Raw genomic sequence first — 17,864 nt, 5'->3', positions numbered from 1 at the left:
ATAAAGAGGGTTAGAACGACACTTGCCACTCACGACCCCTGCGCAAAGTACTCAAATCGGGCAGCGGAATCCGACTCGTCGTCCCTTGTGGACAGTCATTGGCCGCACCTGATCCTCGCGGTGAGCGGCCGCCGACCCACCACGTTCGCCTTACCCTCAGTAACGCTCTCTACCACTCGACCCCCCGCGTACAGGCATCAAACAGGCGTGCACTGCCCGAAAAGGGACCTATGCGGACACCAAAGGCCCGGACGGTAGAGAACTTGCCGTGAAGTCAGCGAAAAGGCTGCGCGGCAGGCGTCCACAACCCGCTACGTTTGCCTTACCCCCAACTCACGAGCCCCATCGCGAACCGAGCGGTAATTGTGTTGCGCGAGCGGCCGCCCGTTCGCATCCTTCTCCCATGACTTCGACCCTCGCCTTCCTGACCCCGTCCTCCGTCGTCCGACGGGTGCGGGTGCAGCAGCAGGCCGGGTCCTGGCGGAGGCCGACACCAGTCCGGCCGTGAGCGCCGCGCTCGTCGCGGGCCTGCTCGCCGGGTATGGCATCGCCATCCCGGTGGGCGCGGTCGCGACCTATCTCGTTGTGCTGACGGCCAGATCGGGGCTCAGGATCGGCGCGTACGCCGCGCTCGGTGTGGCCACGGCCGACGGGTTGTACGCGCTGGTCGCGGTTCTCGGCGGCGGGCGGCTCATCCCCGTCATCGAGCCGATCGCCGTGCCGCTGCGCTGGACATCGGTGGTGGTGCTGCTCGCGCTGGCCGTCCACATCGGACTCAGCGGGATCCGGACCTTCCGCGACTCCGCGAAAGCCGAGATGACGCAGCCGGTCGCGATCGGGCCGGTGAAGGCGTACGTGAGCCTGCTCGGGATCACCCTGCTGAACCCGACGACGGTGGTCTACTTCGCGGCGCTCGTACTCGGCAGCGAGGACATGGCCGCGGCGAGCGGAGCGGAACACGTGGTCTTCGTGGCCGCGGCGTTCGCGGCTTCGGCCAGCTGGCAATTGTTCCTCGCGGGTGGCGGCGCCGTGCTCGGCAAAGCGTTGACCGGACGCCGGGGACGGCTGGTGACCGCGCTGACGTCGAGCGCGCTCATCACCGTGCTCGGTCTGCGGCTGCTCTGGTGAAGAAACCGCCGGGAATCGAGGACCATGGTTGTCCGCATCGGTTGCGAGGCTGTGCCCATGACCGAAACCCAGGAACGCACCGCCTCCCTCCACTCCTACCTCGCTTACAACGACGCCCCCAAGGCCCTTCGCTGGCTCGAACGCGCCTTCGGCTTCGAGACCACCACGGAGTACCCCGACGACAAAGGCCTGATCCTGCACGCGGAACTGCGGCTCGGCGGAGTCGGGATCGTCGTGTTCAGCGCGGAAGAGGACTACGACCGCCCGGCGCGCAAGGGCGAAACCGTCGGCCACGGCCTCTACGTGAGCCTTCCGACGCAGGAGGCCGTGGACGCCGTTTTCGCCTCGGCCATCGAGGCCGGCGCGACACCGGTCTGGGAACCGGTGAATACCGAATGGGGCAACTACCGCTGCCGCGTCGACGATCTCGAAGGCTACGAATGGACCTTCGGCACGTACGTCTTCGGAGCCCCGCAGAGCTAAAGCAACCGCGCGAACCACTCGCGAGTGCGGCGGAGCAGGTCCAGCTGGTGATCACGTCCGCGGAACGAATGCCCTTCGCCGGGATACACGACGAGGTCGTGTTCGACGCCGAAGTGGCGTAGCGCGCGGTGGAAGAATTCCGCCTGGGACAAGGGGACGTTGGTGTCGTCCGCACCGTGCACGATCAGTACGGGGGTCTCGATCTTCGACGCGTAGGAGATCGGGCTGAGCTGATCGTGCCGGTGCGGACCTGTTCCTTCCCAGCCGATACTTCCGCTATGCGCGGATTCCACCAGCGGACCGAGTTCACCGGTCGCGGCGAGCATTCCCCAGTCACAGATCCCGGCGACCATCAGCGCCGCCTTGAACCGGCGGGTCTGCCCGACGGCCCAGGCCGTCATATATCCGCCGTGACTCCCGCCCACGATCCCGAGCCGCTCCGGATCGGCCACTCCTTCGGCGACGAGGAGATCGATCCCGGTCTCGATATCGCTCCATTCCTCCATGCCTACCCGTCCCGCGACGGAAGCGGCGAATTCATGCCCATGGCCTTGTCCCCCACGGGGATTCGGCAGGAAGACGGCGTGCCCTGCCAGGGCCAGCCACTGCGCAGACGGGTACCAGTTGAGCATGAAGCGGTCCGCGTGCCGGTCGTAGGGTCCGCCGTGAACCCGCGTGACCAGCGAAAAAGGTCCGTCGGCGCGAGTCTTTCCCGGCGGCAGAACGAGCAGGCCGTCCAACGCGAGGCCGTCGGACGCCTTGTAGGACAACCGTTCCTGGGAGCCCCACGAAATCCCGGCGAACTCCGGCGCCGTGTCACTGATTCGCGTCAACGCTCCGCCCACCGGTCCACAGTGGATATCTTTCGGATGATGAGCGGTGCTCAGCACGGTGACCACGATCTCGCCGTTCGAGGCCAGCGCGTCGGCTTGCCCGCGCCAGAACGACACTTCGCCGGCACCGAGCCGATGGAGAGCCGTGTCGAGCCCGTCGGCGACGAGCACCAGAGGAGCACCGGAATCGACCTGCGCGAGCTTGATCGGACAGGTCGATTCCTCGGTCAGGTTCCGATGTTCCCCGGTTTCCACGGGAACGTCGAAGACGGCCCGGCCACCCACCAGTTCCGGAGTCCCGAGGTACGCGATGTGCCAGCCGCCCTCCTCCCGCCACCAAACGGGGCTGGCGGCTTCGAACGCGACCCGGCCGAGATCACGCCGCTCCCCGGTTTCCAGGTCCAGCAAGGAAAGCCGGGGTTCGAGCCCGCCGGGGTCGACTTCCGGCGTCGGCCAGGTGACGACGGCGAGCGCCTTGTCGTCCTGGCGGCAGGCGACGTCGACGACGTGGTCTTCGATCAGTGTCGTGATCTCGCCGGTTCGAAGATCGAAGCTCCGCAGCCGCGCCGGGCGAAGACTTTCACTCCAGACCCAGATTTCCGCGGCAGGCGTCTCGTCTTCGGCGATGAACACGATCCGGTCGCGCAGCGGAAGGAAGCCGGTGATCTCACTCCCCCAAGCGAACAGCTCCTCGTCCCGCGAACAGACACGGCCGTCCCGGAGGAAATAGAGGGCATCCGTGAACCACCGGGGCGAGGACCCTTCGGCCAGCTTCCGCGGCTTTTCGCTGCCGTCCACAGCGGCGAGCCACATCTCAGGGACGCCTTTCGTGATGGTCGAGACCTGGTAGGCCACCCATTTCCCATCGGGGGAAAGCGCGGGTTCCGACGGGAAATGGCTGTCGACGATCAGCTCAGCGGTCAGCATGTCCCCCATCCTGCCGGAAGTTATCGCGACAGTGTTTTGCCCAGTTTGTCGAGCCAGTCGCCCGTGCCTTGCTCCCGCCAGCTCGGTTCCTCGTGGCCGTCGAGGAAGGTGCCCTGCTCGATCAACGTCAGCCGGGTGCCGCCTTCCTCTGCTTCGAGCAGGATCGTCGTGACCGAAACGGTGGCCAGGACGTCGTCCGCGGAGAGCTTCCCCGTGTAGACGATCCGCTCGTTTTCCGCGATGTCCTCATAGCGGGCTTCGAAGAGCATCTCCTTGCCGCCGGGGGGACCGCTGATGACCTCGCGGCCGCCGACCCGGAAGTCGAGAGAGTGCCCGCCGCCGGGCACGGTGATCCAACCGGCCTTCGCGGCCGGATCCGACCAAGCGGCGAAAACGCGTTCCGGCGCCGCAGGGTAGACGCGCTCGAGGGTGAACGTGGCGTGTTTGACGGTCATGACCTTTTCCCTTCGTCGGAGTCCAGAAAGCCGCCAAGGCGATCGAGCCGGTGTTCCCAGCCGGTGCGCTGCCCGCCGAGCCAGTCCTCGGCCATCCGCAGTCCGTCCGGTTCGAGGTGGCAGGTACGGACGCGCCCCGCCTTCTCCGACCGGACGAGCCCGCCGGCCTCCAGCACCTGGAGGTGCTGCATCACGGCGGGCAGCGACATCGACAACGGCTGCGCGAGCTCCCCCACCGAGGCGGGGCCCCGGGTGAGGCGCTCGATCATCTCGCGGCGCGTCCCGTCGGACAGCGCCTTGAACACCTGGTCCATGCGTTGGTTAGGCACATACTTAACTATCCGCCCACGCCGTACGATAGTCAAGTAGATGCTTAACTTTCCGCGGTCATGCCTTCGACGAGCAGCCACTGCGACGCGAGGTACGAAGTCAGCACGAAGGTTTCGAGATTGGCCCGCACCCGCTCACTGGTGACGAAGTTGCGGCGGATCAGGATCGCCAGATCCGACGCGGAGAACAACAGCGCGCCGGCGGCGATCCAGGTACGGCGGTCACCCGATGGGACCACCATCCCGCCCGAGACCTTGGCCTTCGGCGCCAGCACCGGGTCGGCCGCGAGGGTCGACGTCGTGCTCAGCAGGCCCCCGTAGACCGAAAGCACCGAAGAGACCGGCGAGGGCTTCGGCAACGCCATCGCGACCGCGGCCGCCGCCCACGCCACCAGCCGGGGCGGCGCGGTCGCCGCGCGCGGCCGGGCACCGCGGCGCCACAACAGCGCGGAGTACAGCACCTGCATGACACCGAATGAGGTCGCACCCCTGATCAGCTGGCCGTCCTCGTCGGACCTGCCCATGAAGTGGTCGCCCGCTCCCGCCGCGATCAACGCGGCGACGAGCAGGCCCTTCTCCCCCGGCGGGAGCCCCCGCGAACGCGCGACCCTGGCGGCGAGCACCGGGACCGCGGCGGGTTTGGTCGCGAGTCGCAGCTTCCGATTGCCTGTCCTCGCGGAGTACACCGTGCCGATCGCGGCGCTCGCGAACAACACCCGTTCGGCGATTTTCAGGGTCTTCACTGACCACCTCCGGAACTTATCCCAGAGTAAGTTACCAGGCGGTCAGCTGCTTTCAGACGGCTTCGCGGAAGGTGTTCCGATACGCGCTAGGCGAGACCCCCAACGCCGCCTGAAGGTGCTGGCGCAGCGACGCGGCGGTACCGAAGCCCGCTTCGGTGGCGACCTTGTCCACCGGCAGATCGGTCTCTTCGAGCAGCTGACGGGCCCGTTCGATCCGCTGCTGGGTCAGCCACTGCAACGCCGAAATCCCGACTTCGTCGCGGAACCGCCGCGTGAACGTCCTCGTGCTCATCGCCTCTTTCGCCGCCAGCTCGCGCAGGGTCAGCGGCCGGTCGAGGTTCTCGAGCGCCCAGGCCCGCGCCGCCGCGGTCGAGGAGGACTGCGGCTCCGGCACCGGCCGCCGGATGAACTGCGCCTGCCCACCCTCGCGATGCGGTGAGACGACCGTGCCGCGCGCGACCTCGTTCGCGACCGCGGCACCGTGATCACAGCGGATCATGTGCAGGCAGAGGTCGATCCCGGACGCGACGCCCGCCGCGGTCAGCACGTTCCCCTCGTCGGTGTAAAGCACGTTGGGATCCAGGTCGACCTTCGGGAACTTCGCCTGGAAGTCCAGCGCCGAACGCCAGTGCGTGGTCGCCCTCCGGCCGTCGAGCAACCCGGCGGCGGCGAGCACGAAGGCACCCGTGCAGATCGACGCGATCCTGGCCTCCGGCCGGATCAGCTCCAGTGCCCGCGCGAGCGGCTCGGTGAGGTCGTGCCCCGACGGTTCGTATTCGGTGGACGACGCCGGGATGACGACGGTGTCTGCCTCGGCCAGCACCTCCGGCCCGAGCGCGACCGAGATCGTGACGTCGGCGTCGGTCCGGATCTGCCCCGGTTCCGGCGTGCAGGTGACGACCTCGTAGAGCGGCTCGCCGTCGGCGGACTTGGCCGTGCCGAACAGCCGGGTGACGATCCCCAGCTCCATCACCAGCATTCCGTGGCGGACCAGCACGGCGACCCGATGACGGCCGGGATGCACGAAGAAGCCCATGGCTCGATTCTTGCACATGTTGTCCATCAGGCCACTCGTCCCCGGCCGGGAGAACACGCGACGGTGGGACCATGAACGTGCTGTGGATCTTCGCTCACCCCGAACCCCGTTCCCTCGGTGGCTCGCTGCGCGACGAGGGGTTGAGCGCCCTCCGCGCGCAGGGCGCCGACGTCCGGGAATCCGATCTGTACGCGATGAAGTGGAAGGCCGTCGTCGACGCCGACGACTTCGGCCGGGCCGCTTCCCCGGACCGGCTCGTCGTCGGCTCGACGTCGAAGTACGCCTTCGAGACCGGCGAGCTCGGCGAGGACATCCGCGCCGAACACGAAAAACTGGCGTGGGCGGACACCGTGATCATCCAATTCCCGCTGTGGTGGTACGGAATGCCCGCCATCCTCAAGGGCTGGTTCGACCGCGTCTTCGTCAAGGGTTTCGCCTACGGCGTCCAGCGCCCCGACGGCCGGACGGCGCGCTACGGCGAAGGCGCGCTGGCCGGGAAGCGCGCCATGGTCGTGCTGACCGCGGGGGCGCCGGAGGCCACGATCGGCCCGCGCGGGGTGAACGGCGACATCGGTGACCTGCTGTTCCCGTTGCAGCACGGGACACTTTGGTACGCGGGCATGTCGGTCCTGCCCCCGCTGACGATCTGCGGCGCCGACCGCGTCTCGCCAGGGCAATACGAAGCCGCGGCCGCGGCGCTGCGCGAACGGCTGCGGACGCTGGCCATTCAGGACCCGATCCCGTTCCGTCACCAGAACGGGGGTGATTACGACGAGGATCTGGTCCTGCGTGAGGAACTCGCGCCGGGGCTGAGCGGGATCGGCGTCCACCTCGACACTTGACCGAATATTAGTCCGTGGTTATATTAGCGTCAAAGCACATAAGGAGGTCACCGTGAACTCTCGCGCCCGGCTGGAGACCGTCGGGGAACGTCCGGCGCTACGGATGGAACGTCGTCTCGCAGACCGGCCGGAGCGTGTCTGGCAGGCGATCACCGAACCGTCGAAGCTCGCGAAATGGTTTCCCGCGGCGGTCACAGTCGACCTGCGACCGGGCGGAAAGATCGAATTCAGCTTCGAGGGCGAAGAGGCCCCGACCGCGGGCGAAGTCCTCGAAGCCGACGAACCCCGCGTGTTCGTGTTCAGCTGGAACGACGACGTGCTGCGCTGGGAGATCACTCCGGACGGCGACGGCAGCCGTCTGCTCTTCACGCATACGTTCGGCCGTGGTGAACCCGCCATCGCCAAGATCGCGGCGCCCCGCACGGCCGCTGGCTGGGATAGCTGCCTCGTGGCGCTCGTCGCCCTGCTCGACGGCGTGGACCATGAGCCGTCGGCCGACTGGATCGGCCCGATCGAGGCCTACACCGAGGAGTTCGGGCTCGCCGAGGGCGAAGTTCTGGAAACCGGCGACGGCAAGGTGATCCGCTTCCGTCGCGACCTGGTCTGGAAACCGCTCGATGAGGTCTGGGCCCGTCTCACCGCCGAACCGGCCGAGGGCACGGTCATCCGCGAGGAGCCGCCGCGGCTGCTGGAGTTTTCGCTGCCACGGGGCGGGATCGTCCGCTGGGAGTTCAGCCATTCCGAACTCGACGGCACCATGGTCGAGGTGACCCAGACCGTCCCCGCCGGACAGGACGACATCGTGCCCGAGGCGCTACGAAGCCGGCGCGAGAAGCTGAAAGAGTTCTTCGCGGCGACTCAGGGAAGCTGATCTCCACCCTGGGGATGACCTCCGCCGGACGGACGCGCACGCACCACATGTCCGGTTAAGTTCGCCGTATGAAACAGCCGTCGGCGCTCCCCCAGCGGGTGGCGTACACGATCGACGCGCTCCTCGCGCTGGTGCTCGTCGTGGCCGTCGGCGGGAACCTGGCCGCGAAGACCTGGACGTTCCTCATCGCCATCCCGATGTGGCTCGTCTGGGCGACGGTCGCCGCCAGCGGGATCGCGATCGCGCTGCGACGCCACCGGCCATTGGTCGCGTACGGCCTCGGCCTCGGCAGCCTGGTCCCGGCCCTGCTCGCCGGCAACGGGCTGGGCCCGGCCGCGCTCCTGGCCACCGCGTGCGCCCTGTACACCGTGGCGCTGGAACACCCGCGCGCCCGCTCGCTGATCGCGATGGGCCTCGGCCTGGTCGTCGTCATGATCTTCGAGTTCCTGCGGCTGGGCCCGAACACGATCGCGTCGACGGCCTTCGCGGGCGGCGGGGTGGTGGGCTCGTGGGCACTCGGCTGGATGACGCGGCAACGGCGCGCGAACCTGGCCCAGCTCGCGGAAACCCAAGCCGATCAGGCGGTTTCCGACGAACGGCTGCGTATCGCGCGCGAGATGCACGACGTCGTCGCGCACAGCATGAGCCTGATCGCGGTCAAGGCGGCCGTCGGCAACCACGTCGCGCGAGAACAGCCGGAAGAAGCACGCGAAGCGTTGCGAGTCATCGAACTCACCAGCCGCGAGACGCTCGTCGAACTCCGGCGGATGCTCGGCGTCCTCCGTTCCGGTGACGGGACGCCCGAGGCCGCGCTCGGCCCCGCGCCGAAACTCGCCGACCTGCGCACCCTGGCCGAACGCGCCGGACAGGCCGGGGTGCGCGTCGAGCTGACCGGCGAGGCGGTGGACGACCTCCCGGAAGGTGTCGCGCTTTCGGTCTACCGCATCACGCAGGAAGCGGTGACCAACGTCGTGAAGCACGCGGGACCGTCGGCCTGCCGGGTCACGATCACCGAAGGCCCCGGCGAGGTCAGCGTCGAAATCGTCGACGACGGGCGCGGCGAAGGTTCGCCGTCGACGCCCGGCGGGCACGGTTTGATCGGCATGCGCGAACGCGTCGCCGTCTACGGTGGTGACTTCGAAGCGGGCCCGCTGCCCGCCGGGGGATTCCGGGTGTTCGCGCGGCTGCCGTACGCCGCCAAGGAAGTGGGGACACGATGATCCGCGTACTGATCGCCGACGACCAGGCGTTGCTGCGCGGCAGCTTCCGCGTGCTCGTCGACAGCGCGCCGGACCTCGAGGTCGTCGGCGAGGCGAGCGACGGCGCGGAGGCCGCGGAACTCGCCGAGAAGGAGCGCCCCGACGTCGTCCTGATGGACGTCCGCATGCCCGAACTGGACGGGATCGAAGCCACCCGGCGGATCTGCGCGTCGGCCGCCACCGAAGGCGTCCACGTGCTGATGCTGACGACCTTCGACCTCGACGCCTACGTGTATTCGGCCCTGCGCGCGGGCGCGAGCGGATTCCTGCTGAAGGACACCCCGCCCGCCGAGCTGCTGACCGCGATCCGGGTCGTCGCGGCGGGCGAAGGACTGCTGGCCCCGTCGATCACGCGGCGGCTCATCGCCGAGTTCGCCCGGCTGCCCGAACCCGGGCAGCGCGTCGCGGCTTCGCTGGACAACATCACCACCCGCGAACGCGAGGTCCTGAGCCTGATCGCGCGCGGCCTGTCGAACGACGAGATCGCCGGGACTCTGCATCTCGGGCTGGCGACGGTGAAGACGCACATCGGCCACCTCCTGCACAAACTCGCGGCGCGGGACCGGGCGCAGCTGGTGATCGCGGCCTACGAGTCCGGTCTGGTGCGCGCCTCCTTCCAGTGAGGGATGGGTCGGGGTGGTCGTGAATGGCGATTCGGGCTAGGGCCAAGAGCGTCTCGGATACCTACTGGATTTGGCTGGGGCTGATCATGTGTCCGTGAAGGCCTCCTTGCCTACCCTGAAGGTAGTGAAGGAGGCCTTCACGGACCTTCAGGGTCGCCGCTCTCGTCCCAGGTACACCAGCGACCACAGCAGGCACAGCTGCCGCGCGTGAAGGGCCCCTTCCCTCGGCTCAGCCGAGGAAACTCGACCTTCACACCTTGCCGAAGTACATGAAGGCCCTTTCCTTGCACCTAGGTACAGGAAGGCGGCCTTCATGTACTCCAACCGGGCCCGGTCCGCCGATACCGAGCCGGGTCACCGAGGGCGGCCGAGGTCGTGAAGGCCTCCTTCCCTACTTTGAGGGTAGGGAAGGGGGCCTTCACGGACCGGTCGTCCGCGACCACCCACCCGCCGCCGCTGACGGACGTTGCCTACGCCACACGCGAAGTGACCGTCGAGTAGCTAGGCTGCGCTTTCATGAGCAGTGCGACGGAGCCGCTCGGGACGCCGCCCGAGGACGAACCGGACATCCACACCACGGCCGGCAAGCTGGCCGACCTGTACCGCCGATACGACGAGGCGGTGCACGCGGGTTCCGCGAGGGCGGTGGAGAAACAGCACGCCAAGGGCAAGAAGACCGCCCGCGAGCGGATCGACCTGCTGCTGGACGAGGGCTCGTTCGTCGAACTCGACGAACTGGCGAAGCACCGCTCGGTCAACTTCGGCCAGGAGAAGAACCGGCCCTACGGCGACGGCGTCGTCACCGGGTACGGCACCGTCGACGGTCGTCCGGTGTGCGTGTTCAGCCAGGACGTCACGGTCTTCGGCGGCTCACTCGGTGAGGTGTACGGCGAGAAGATCGTCAAGGTGATGGACCTGGCGATCAAGACCGGCCGCCCGATCATCGGCATCAACGAGGGCGGCGGCGCGCGGATCCAGGAAGGCGTCGTCTCGCTCGGGCTCTACGGCGAGATCTTCAACCGCAACGTCAAGGCGTCCGGCGTCATCCCCCAGATCTCGCTGATCATGGGCGCCAACGCGGGCGGGCACGTCTACTCGCCGGCGCTGACCGACTTCGTGGTGATGGTCGACAAGACCTCGCACATGTTCATCACCGGCCCCGACGTCGTCAAGACCGTGACCGGTGAAGAGGTCTCCTTCGAGGAGCTCGGCGGCGGGCGCACGCACAACACCCGTTCGGGCAACGCGCACTACCTCGGCTCCGACGACGAGGACGCGATCGCCTACGTCAAGGAACTGCTCTCGTTCCTCCCGGCGAACAACCTTTCCGAGGCTCCCGTCTTCGAGACCGACGCGGCCCCCGGCGGGTTCTTCGACGACGTCACCGAGTCCGACCGCGAGCTCGACACGCTGATCCCGGACTCGCCGAACCAGCCGTACGACATGCACGAGGTCATCACCCGCATCGTCGACGACGGCGACTTCCTCGAGGTGCACGAGCTGTTCGCGCCCAACATCCTGGTCGGCTTCGGCCGGGTGGACGGGCGCAGCGTCGGCATCGTGGCGAACCAGCCGACCCAGTTCGCCGGCTGCCTCGACATCGACGCTTCCGAGAAGGCCGCGCGGTTCGTGCGCACCTGCGACGCGTTCAACATCCCGGTGCTGACCTTCGTCGACGTCCCCGGCTTCCTGCCCGGCACCGACCAAGAGTGGAACGGCATCATCCGGCGCGGAGCGAAGCTGATCTACGCCTACGCCGAAGCGACCGTCCCGCTCGTCACCGTCATCACCCGCAAGGCGTACGGCGGCGCGTACGACGTCATGGGTTCGAAGCACCTCGGCGCGGACATCAACCTGGCCTGGCCGACGGCGCAGGTCGCGGTCATGGGCGCGCAGGGCGCGGCGAACATCGTGCACCGCAAGACCCTCGCCGCGGCCGCCGCCGAAGGCAAGGACGTCGACGCGCTGCGCGCCGAGCTGATTCAGGAGTACGAGGACACGCTCCTGAACCCGTACGCGGCGGCCGAGCGCGGCTACGTCGACTCGGTGATCGTGCCCGCGCACACCCGCGGCCACATCGCGAAGGCGCTCTCGCTGCTCCAGGGCAAGCGGGAGACGCTGCCGCCCAAGAAGCACGGGAACATCCCGCTGTGACCGCGCCCGAAACCCCGCTGCTGCGTGTCGTCCGGGGCAACCCGGACGACACCGAACTCGCCGCCCTGACCGCCGTCGTCGCTGCGGCGGCCAGTGCGCGGGCACCGGAACCGGCGCCGAAACGGGATTCGTGGTGGGCGGACAAGGCTTCGCTCGTGCGAGCCCCGCTCGCGCCCGGCGAGGGAGCCTGGCGGGCTTCGGCGCTTCCTCGCTGAAGGCGGCTTCGCGGGTTATCGTGACGGATCCGCCGACCGCGATCGCCCCAGAAAGCCGTGCGTGACGAACCAGGACCACCTCTCCACCGAATTGCGCCGTCTGCGCAAAGCCGCCGGGTTGTCCGGTACCGAAGCGGCCAGGCTCACCGGCCTCAGTCAGTCGAAGGTCTCGCGGGTCGAAACCGGCGCGTTCATGCCGACCGAGGAACAGGTCGTCGCACTGTGCCGCGTCTACCGCGCGCCCGCGAAGGTCCGGCGGGCGCTCGTCGCGATCACCCGGGACCTCCGTGAAGAGGCGTCGTCCGCCCGCGTCGTCCTCCAGCGCGGTGCCTGGCGGATGCAGCAGCGCATCGGCAAGATCGAGACGGCGTCCGCCCGTATCCGGAGTTTCCAGCCCACCATCGTGTTCGGCCTGCTCCAGACCCGCGACTACATCACCGCCCTGTTCGGTGATTCGCTGCCTGCCGACGAACGCGACCAGACGGTCGATGCCAGGCTGGAACGCCAGCGGATCCTCGACTCGAACCGCGAGTTCCACTTCGTGCTCACCGAAGGCGCCCTGCGCTGGAACATGGGCGGTGCGGCGACGATGCTGGCCCAGCTCGGCCACCTCATCGAGGTGTCCCGGCGCGGCCGGGTGCGGCTGGGCGTGATCCCGTGGACCGCACCGGTTTCGGTCCCGGTCCTCCACGGTTTCGACATCTACGACTCGCGCGCGGTGCTCCTCGGGACTCAGACGGCCACGGCGCTCGTCACGGACGAACGCGAAGTGGCCGACTACGAGAAGAGCTTCACCGAAGTCGAGCACTACGCCACCTACGGCGACATCGCCTGCTCGCATCTGACGCGGATCGCCGCCGACTACCGACAGCTCGCGGCCGATTCACTTCGGTGACCTAAGACCCTTTGCACTATGCACTCCGAGAGTGCATCGTGAGTAAGGCAGCTGTCGGTGAAGGTCCCCTTTCGTGCGCCGAACGCGATCACCGAAGCCGTTCACCGACCAACTGGCGCAGATCACCCGATCTCGCCAACCTTGCTGCCGCGCAACCCGTCTACTTGCCGAAACAGTCACTGGGGAAAGGGCCTCCGATGACCATCTGGCACGAGAACATGACCGGCTGGCACAAGTCGACCTACACGCACTGGGAAGAGAACGCCTGCGTCGAGGTCGGCGCCGCGCCCGGCCTGGTCGGCATCCGGGACACCAAACAGTGGGCGATGCCGGACGAGACCCGGCCGATCCTGGTGCTCCCGGCCGAGTCCTTCGCCGCGCTCCTCGAGCACCTCGGGCGATGAACGACGTCGCCGAGCCGTACATGGTCCACGATCCGCGGGAGATGGCGGGACAGCTGATCAACGGCAACTGGATCGTCGCGCGATGGGAGCACCTCGGCGAGGACGAGGACCTCGATCACTGGACCGCGGTCCTGCGGAGCCACTGCGTAGAACTCGACGTCGATCCGTACGTCATCAACATCCCGCGCAAGAGCCTCACCATCGTCTTCAACGGCGCGCTCCCCGCCCCGACGTTCGAACAGCTGGAGAACTCCATCGCGGCCATCGAGTACCACCGCTTCCTCGAACGCGAAATCGGGCCGAGACCCCTGAACTGACACGCGAGTTCCGCCTCCGAGCACGCGAGTCACGCCTTCAAGCACGCGAACCCCGTACTTGAGCCCGGACCGGTCCTGCCATATAGTCCACTCGGAATAATCAGCAAGGAATCTTCCGAGGGGATCATCCATGGCCTCGAAGCTCACCCCACTCGCCATGGCGGTGCTGGAACTCCTTCACGAACGGGCCATGCATCCGTACGAGATGGCGCAGCTGATGCGGGAGCGCTTCGTCAACACGCGCGTCAAGGTGAAGGCGGGCTCGCTCTACCACACGGTGGATCGCCTGGTGCAGAACGGCTTCGTCGAGGTCGTCGAGACACAGCGCGACGGGAAGCGCCCCGAGCGCACCGTGTACGCGATGACGGACGCCGGTCGAGACGAGTTCGTCGACCGGGCGCAGGACATGCTGGCCAACCCCGCCGAGGAGTACCCCGAGTACCTCAGCGCGCTCGCCGTCATCGACGAGCTCGGCCCGGAAATGTCGCTCACCCACCTCAAGCACCGTGTGCTGCGGCTTCAGGCCGCCATCGCCTCCGACCAGGTCGTTCTCGAAAACCTCGTCAACGAGCACAAGCTTCCCGAGATCTACTGGCTCGACTGGTCCTACGCCACCGCGCGGCGGGCCTTCGAACTCGAGTGGACCAAGAAGCTGGTCGAAGACCTGGAATCCGGCCGCATCCGGTTCCAGGAGCACTGCACCCCGCACCTGAACCTGGTCACCGAGGACGACAGCGATGAACGCGCGACAAGCTGACCCCTGGGCGGCGCTTTCCGCGCTGTGCCTGGGTTTCTTCATGATCCTGCTGGACACCACGATCGTTTCGACCGCGGTTCCCGCGATGCTGCGCGAACTCGGCGCGGGCCTGAACGCGATCGTCTGGGTGATCAGCGTCTACCTGCTCGCCTACGCGGTGCCGATGCTGTTCGCCAGCAGGCTCGGCGACCGTTTCGGCCCGAAACGCGTCTACCTGGCCGGGCTCGTGGTGTTCACGCTGGCCTCGCTGTGGTGCGGCCTGTCCGGTTCGGTCGAAATGCTGATCGCGGCCCGCGCGGTGCAGGGACTCGGCGCCGCCTTGATGACACCGCAGACCCTCGCGTTCATCAGCCATCTGTTCCCGCCGTCGAAACGCGGCCCCGCGATGGGGCTCTGGAGCGGCGTCGCCGGGATCGCCGCCATCGTCGGTCCGCTGCTCGGCGGTGTGCTCGTCGACCATCTCGGCTGGGAATGGATCTTCTTCGTCAACCTGCCGGTCGGTGTGGTCGCGCTCGCGCTGGCACTGCTCAAGGTGCCGGACTGGCAGCCGAAGCACTCACATTCCTTCGACGTCCCCGGCATCCTGCTGTCGGGAGCCGGCCTGTTCTGCGTCGTCTACGGTGTCCAAAATGGACAGCAGTACGACTGGGGCCGCGTCTTCGGGCCGATCACCGTGTTCGAGATCATCGGCGCCGGTGTCGCCCTGCTGGTCGCTTTCGTGGTGTGGCAGCGGCTCAACCGCAAGGAACCCTTGTTGCCGCTGGGCGTTTTCGCGAACCGTAACTTCTCGGCCGGAGCGCTGACCGCGGTCACCGTCGGCTTCGCGATGACCGGCATGTTCCTTCCGCTGGTGATCTACCTCCAGGCCGTGCTCGGCGAGTCGCCGACGATGTCCGGCCTGCTGTTCGCGCCGATGTCGCTGCTGGGCGGCTTGATCGGCCCGTTCGTCGGCCGCGCTTCGGACAAGGTGAACGGCAAGGTCCTGCTGATCATCGGGCTGGCCGCGCTGGGCGCGGGGCTGGCACTGGCGGCGCTGACCGCACGGGCGGGCGCGAACGCCTGGGCGCTCACCCCGGCGTTGCTGGTGGCGGGCTTCGGGATCGGGTTCATCTTCGCGCCGATGGGCAACCTGGCGATGAGTTCGGTCGAGCCGCGGCTCATCGGGACCGCGTCGGGCATCTTCAACACCGCGCGCCAGGTCGGCGGCGTGCTCGGCAGCGCCGCCGTCGGCGTGCTGCTGCAGGCACGGATCAGCGTTTCGATCGCCGACGAGGCCGCGGTGGCCGCGAGCGCCTTGCCGGAGCAGTACCGGGCCCCGTTCGCGGAAGGTGTCGCGAAGGCCGCGGAATCGACCGGGGAGTTCGGTTCCTCCGGGACGGCGGCGTTCCCCGGCCTGCCGTCCGGCGTCGCCGAGCAGGCCCAGCGGCTCGCGCTCGACGCCGTCCACAATGGACTGACCGATGCGGCAAGGGTGACACTGCTGCTCCCGGCCGCGGTACTGGTGCTGGGCGTGCTCGCCGCGCTCACCATGCGCCGTCCGGCTCCGCGGGCGCCTCGCTCCCCTGCCCCCGAACCCGCCGCCAGCGCCGCCTGACCCCTTGCCGCATTTAGTCCTCTGAATGCGGCTCGTGGGCCCGCCGCCAGTGCGATGAACGGTCCTTTCCTTGCGAATTTCGCAAGGAAAGGACCGTTCATCTCATCCGCGGGAGGGCGGAAGCTACCGGCGGTACCGCAGGCCGTAGCCGTACGGGTACAGCGCCTTCTTGCCGTCACCGACGTTCACCGGTTCCTGCGCCGCGCTGGTCGGCCAGCTGAACGTCAGCTTCCCGGTCGGGTTGTAGTCGCCGTACAGGACATCGGCGACACCGACGCCTTCGCTGCCCGGGAGCCAGGCGGCGAGAAGCCCGTCGAACTGCGGCAGTTGCGGAGCGATGTCGAGCGGGCGCCCGGACACGGTCACCGCGACGACCGGGACCCCGGAAGCCTTCAATTTGGCGATCGTGGCGAGGTCTTCCGCGTCGAGCCCGAAGCCGTTCGGACGATCTCCCTGCCCTTCGGCGTACGGCGTTTCGCCCACCACGGCGACGGCGACCTGGTAGCTGCCGTCGATTCCGTTACCCGCACGGTCATAGGTCACCGTGGTTCCCTTCCCCGCCCCCGACTTGATCCCGTCGAGGATGGTCGTGCCCGGGATCACCGGGCCGCTCTGGCCTTGCCAGGTGAGCGTCCAGCCGCCCGCCTGGTTTCCAATATCGTTCGCGTTCTTGCCCGCGACGAAGATCTTGTTGTTCTTCTTCGCCAGTGGCAGCACACCGTCGTTCTTCAGCAGCACCTGGGATTCGCGGACGGCCTGCCGGGCCAGTTCACGGTGTTCCTTGCTGCCGAACGTCTTCTGGAGCGAACGGTCGGTGTACGGGCGCTCGAACAGGCCGAGCTTGAACTTCTGCGCCAGGATGCGCCGGTTCGCGTCGTCGATCCGGTCGCGGGAGACGCGGCCCGCTTCGACTTCGGCCTTGAGATAGGAGATGAACTGCGGCGCGTCCCACGGGACCATGAACATGTCGATGCCCGCGTTGACCGAGAGCCGCACCTCTTCGGGGGTGAAGCCTTCCTTGCCGTCGATCTGGTTGATCGCGTTGTAGTCCGAGATCACCAGGCCGGAGAACCGCAGCTCCCGCTTGAGAACGTCGGTGATCAGGTACTTCTGGGCGTGCATGCGCACTCCCTGGAAGCTGGAGAACGAGATCATCACCGAGCCCACGCCGCGGTCGATCGCCTCCCGAAACGGCGGCAGGTGGATCTGACGCAGTTCGCGTTCGCCGATCTCGGTATTGCCCTGGTCGACGCCGTTCGTCGTACCGCCGTCGCCGACGTAGTGCTTCGCCGTCGCGAGCACCGATCCCGGTTTCTCGCCGAGTCTGCGCCCTTGGAGACCGGTGATGGCCGAGGCGTTCGCGATGGCGTCGCGCGGGGATTCGCCGAAGGATTCGTAGGTCCGGCCCCAGCGATCATCACGGGCGACGCACAGGCACGGCGAAAAGTCCCACTGCGGGCCGGTTCCGGCGACTTCCAGCGCCGTCGCGCGGCCGATCTTCTCGACCAGGCGCGGATTGTTGGCCGCACCGAGGCCGATGTTGTGCGGGAAGATCGTCGCGCCGTAGACATTGTTGTGGCCGTGCACGGCGTCGACACCGTAGAGCGTGGGGATGCCGAGCGGCGTCGAAATCGCCGCCTTCTGGTACGAGTCGACCATGTCGGCCCACCCGTTCGGTGTGTTGCTGGCGGGTACCGAGCCGCCGCCGGAGAGCAGGGACCCCAGTTTGAGCGCGGCGGCCTGTTCGGGGGTGACCGCGCCGCGTTCGGCCTGGGTCATCTGGCCGATCTTGTCGTCGAGGCTCATCCGCTTGAGCAGGTCGTTCACCCGCGCGGACGTCGATGCGTGGGGATTCTTGTAGACCGGCCCCGGGGCGGCGGACGCCACCGGCGACAGGGCCGAGCCAGCCAGGAGCAGTACTGCGAGCACTGTGGTTTGCGTCGTGCGAAGTGATCTTCTGACGCGGAGGCGGGACGACATTGGTTCCTCCGTAGCTCGA

Annotated in this window: 19 protein-coding genes; 13 read left to right on the top strand and 6 right to left on the bottom strand. The window is 67.8% G+C overall.

Annotation, left to right across the window (positions count from 1 at the left end; translation table 11 throughout):
- Positions 1 to 504: 504 nt before the first annotated feature.
- Both AC0685_RS09800 and AC0685_RS09795 read left to right on the top strand, forming a co-directional pair.
- Positions 505 to 1,128 (top strand): LysE family transporter, encoded by a 624-nt coding sequence (locus AC0685_RS09800; RefSeq protein WP_478225158.1) that lies wholly within the window; start codon positions 505 to 507, stop codon positions 1,126 to 1,128.
- A gap of 57 nt (positions 1,129 to 1,185) precedes the next feature.
- Entirely contained in the window at positions 1,186 to 1,611 is a 426-nt protein-coding gene (locus AC0685_RS09795) for a VOC family protein (protein WP_478225157.1), read from the top strand.
- On the opposite strand, the gene AC0685_RS09790 is transcribed toward AC0685_RS09795, so the two are convergent.
- The 5 genes from AC0685_RS09790 to AC0685_RS09770 are packed head-to-tail and all read right to left on the bottom strand — an operon-like array spanning position 1,608 to position 5,961.
- Complete coding sequence (locus AC0685_RS09790; RefSeq protein ID WP_478225156.1) at positions 1,608 to 3,371, bottom strand: alpha/beta hydrolase family protein; 1,764 nt, start codon at positions 3,369 to 3,371, stop codon at positions 1,608 to 1,610. The two genes, AC0685_RS09795 and AC0685_RS09790, sit on opposite strands and share 4 nt — an antisense overlap.
- Positions 3,372 to 3,391: 20 nt before the next feature.
- Positions 3,392 to 3,826, bottom strand: a complete 435-nt coding sequence (locus AC0685_RS09785; RefSeq protein ID WP_478225155.1) for an SRPBCC family protein — start codon at positions 3,824 to 3,826, stop codon at positions 3,392 to 3,394.
- Entirely contained in the window at positions 3,823 to 4,140 is a 318-nt protein-coding gene (locus tag AC0685_RS09780) for an ArsR/SmtB family transcription factor (protein WP_478225236.1), read from the bottom strand. Before AC0685_RS09780 ends, AC0685_RS09785 begins: the two co-directional genes overlap by 4 nt.
- Before the next feature lie 59 nt (positions 4,141 to 4,199).
- The gene (locus AC0685_RS09775) at positions 4,200 to 4,898 is read right to left on the bottom strand and encodes a lysoplasmalogenase family protein (protein ID WP_478225154.1); all 699 of its coding nucleotides are present in this window, start codon (positions 4,896 to 4,898) and stop codon (positions 4,200 to 4,202) included.
- Between the two features lie 52 nt (positions 4,899 to 4,950).
- Positions 4,951 to 5,961, bottom strand: a complete 1,011-nt coding sequence (locus AC0685_RS09770) for a GlxA family transcriptional regulator (protein ID WP_478225153.1) — start codon at positions 5,959 to 5,961, stop codon at positions 4,951 to 4,953.
- 44 nt (positions 5,962 to 6,005) lie between these two features.
- Here AC0685_RS09770 and AC0685_RS09765 point away from each other — a divergent pair, with 44 nt between their 5' ends.
- The 11 genes from AC0685_RS09765 to AC0685_RS09715 all read left to right on the top strand — a co-directional run bounded on the left by AC0685_RS09765 (position 6,006) and on the right by AC0685_RS09715 (position 15,865).
- Positions 6,006 to 6,776 carry an NAD(P)H-dependent oxidoreductase gene (locus tag AC0685_RS09765; RefSeq protein ID WP_478225151.1) on the top strand — a complete coding sequence of 257 codons (771 nt, stop codon included), beginning with the start codon at positions 6,006 to 6,008 and terminating at the stop codon, positions 6,774 to 6,776.
- 52 nt (positions 6,777 to 6,828) lie between these two features.
- Positions 6,829 to 7,647 carry an SRPBCC family protein gene (locus AC0685_RS09760; RefSeq protein WP_478225150.1) on the top strand — a complete coding sequence of 273 codons (819 nt, stop codon included), beginning with the start codon at positions 6,829 to 6,831 and terminating at the stop codon, positions 7,645 to 7,647.
- Positions 7,648 to 7,715: 68 nt separating this feature from the next.
- A complete protein-coding gene (locus tag AC0685_RS09755; protein WP_478225149.1) occupies positions 7,716 to 8,867 on the top strand; it encodes a sensor histidine kinase in 1,152 nt (383 codons plus the stop codon).
- On the top strand, positions 8,864 to 9,529 hold the full coding sequence (locus AC0685_RS09750) for a response regulator (RefSeq protein ID WP_478225148.1): 666 nt from the start codon (positions 8,864 to 8,866) through the stop codon (positions 9,527 to 9,529). The genes AC0685_RS09755 and AC0685_RS09750 overlap by 4 nt, the downstream gene beginning before the upstream one ends.
- A gap of 516 nt (positions 9,530 to 10,045) precedes the next feature.
- Positions 10,046 to 11,683: an acyl-CoA carboxylase subunit beta gene (locus tag AC0685_RS09745; protein ID WP_478225147.1), complete on the top strand. Its 1,638-nt coding sequence runs from the start codon at positions 10,046 to 10,048 to the stop codon at positions 11,681 to 11,683.
- Positions 11,680 to 11,898 (top strand): acyl-CoA carboxylase subunit epsilon, encoded by a 219-nt coding sequence (locus AC0685_RS09740; RefSeq protein WP_340684550.1) that lies wholly within the window; start codon positions 11,680 to 11,682, stop codon positions 11,896 to 11,898. Before AC0685_RS09745 ends, AC0685_RS09740 begins: the two co-directional genes overlap by 4 nt.
- Before the next feature lie 61 nt (positions 11,899 to 11,959).
- Entirely contained in the window at positions 11,960 to 12,793 is an 834-nt protein-coding gene (locus tag AC0685_RS09735) for a helix-turn-helix domain-containing protein (protein WP_478225146.1), read from the top strand.
- 197 nt (positions 12,794 to 12,990) lie between these two features.
- Positions 12,991 to 13,197: a DUF397 domain-containing protein gene (locus AC0685_RS09730; protein ID WP_478225145.1), complete on the top strand. Its 207-nt coding sequence runs from the start codon at positions 12,991 to 12,993 to the stop codon at positions 13,195 to 13,197.
- Positions 13,194 to 13,514 (top strand): hypothetical protein, encoded by a 321-nt coding sequence (locus AC0685_RS09725; RefSeq protein ID WP_478225144.1) that lies wholly within the window; start codon positions 13,194 to 13,196, stop codon positions 13,512 to 13,514. Before AC0685_RS09730 ends, AC0685_RS09725 begins: the two co-directional genes overlap by 4 nt.
- 130 nt (positions 13,515 to 13,644) lie before the next feature.
- The gene (locus AC0685_RS09720) at positions 13,645 to 14,271 is read left to right on the top strand and encodes a PadR family transcriptional regulator (protein WP_478225143.1); all 627 of its coding nucleotides are present in this window, start codon (positions 13,645 to 13,647) and stop codon (positions 14,269 to 14,271) included.
- Entirely contained in the window at positions 14,252 to 15,865 is a 1,614-nt protein-coding gene (locus AC0685_RS09715) for a DHA2 family efflux MFS transporter permease subunit (protein WP_478225142.1), read from the top strand. Before AC0685_RS09720 ends, AC0685_RS09715 begins: the two co-directional genes overlap by 20 nt.
- Before the next feature lie 123 nt (positions 15,866 to 15,988).
- On the opposite strand, the gene AC0685_RS09710 is transcribed toward AC0685_RS09715, so the two are convergent.
- Positions 15,989 to 17,794 (bottom strand): glycoside hydrolase family 3 protein, encoded by a 1,806-nt coding sequence (locus tag AC0685_RS09710; RefSeq protein ID WP_478225141.1) that lies wholly within the window; start codon positions 17,792 to 17,794, stop codon positions 15,989 to 15,991.
- Positions 17,795 to 17,864 lie beyond the last annotated feature (70 nt).

The sequence above is a fragment of the Amycolatopsis sp. NPDC043889 genome (assembly GCF_056435645.1).
The sequence above is the reverse complement of the archived record's forward strand: the minus strand, read 5'-3'. Positions and strand labels throughout refer to the sequence as shown.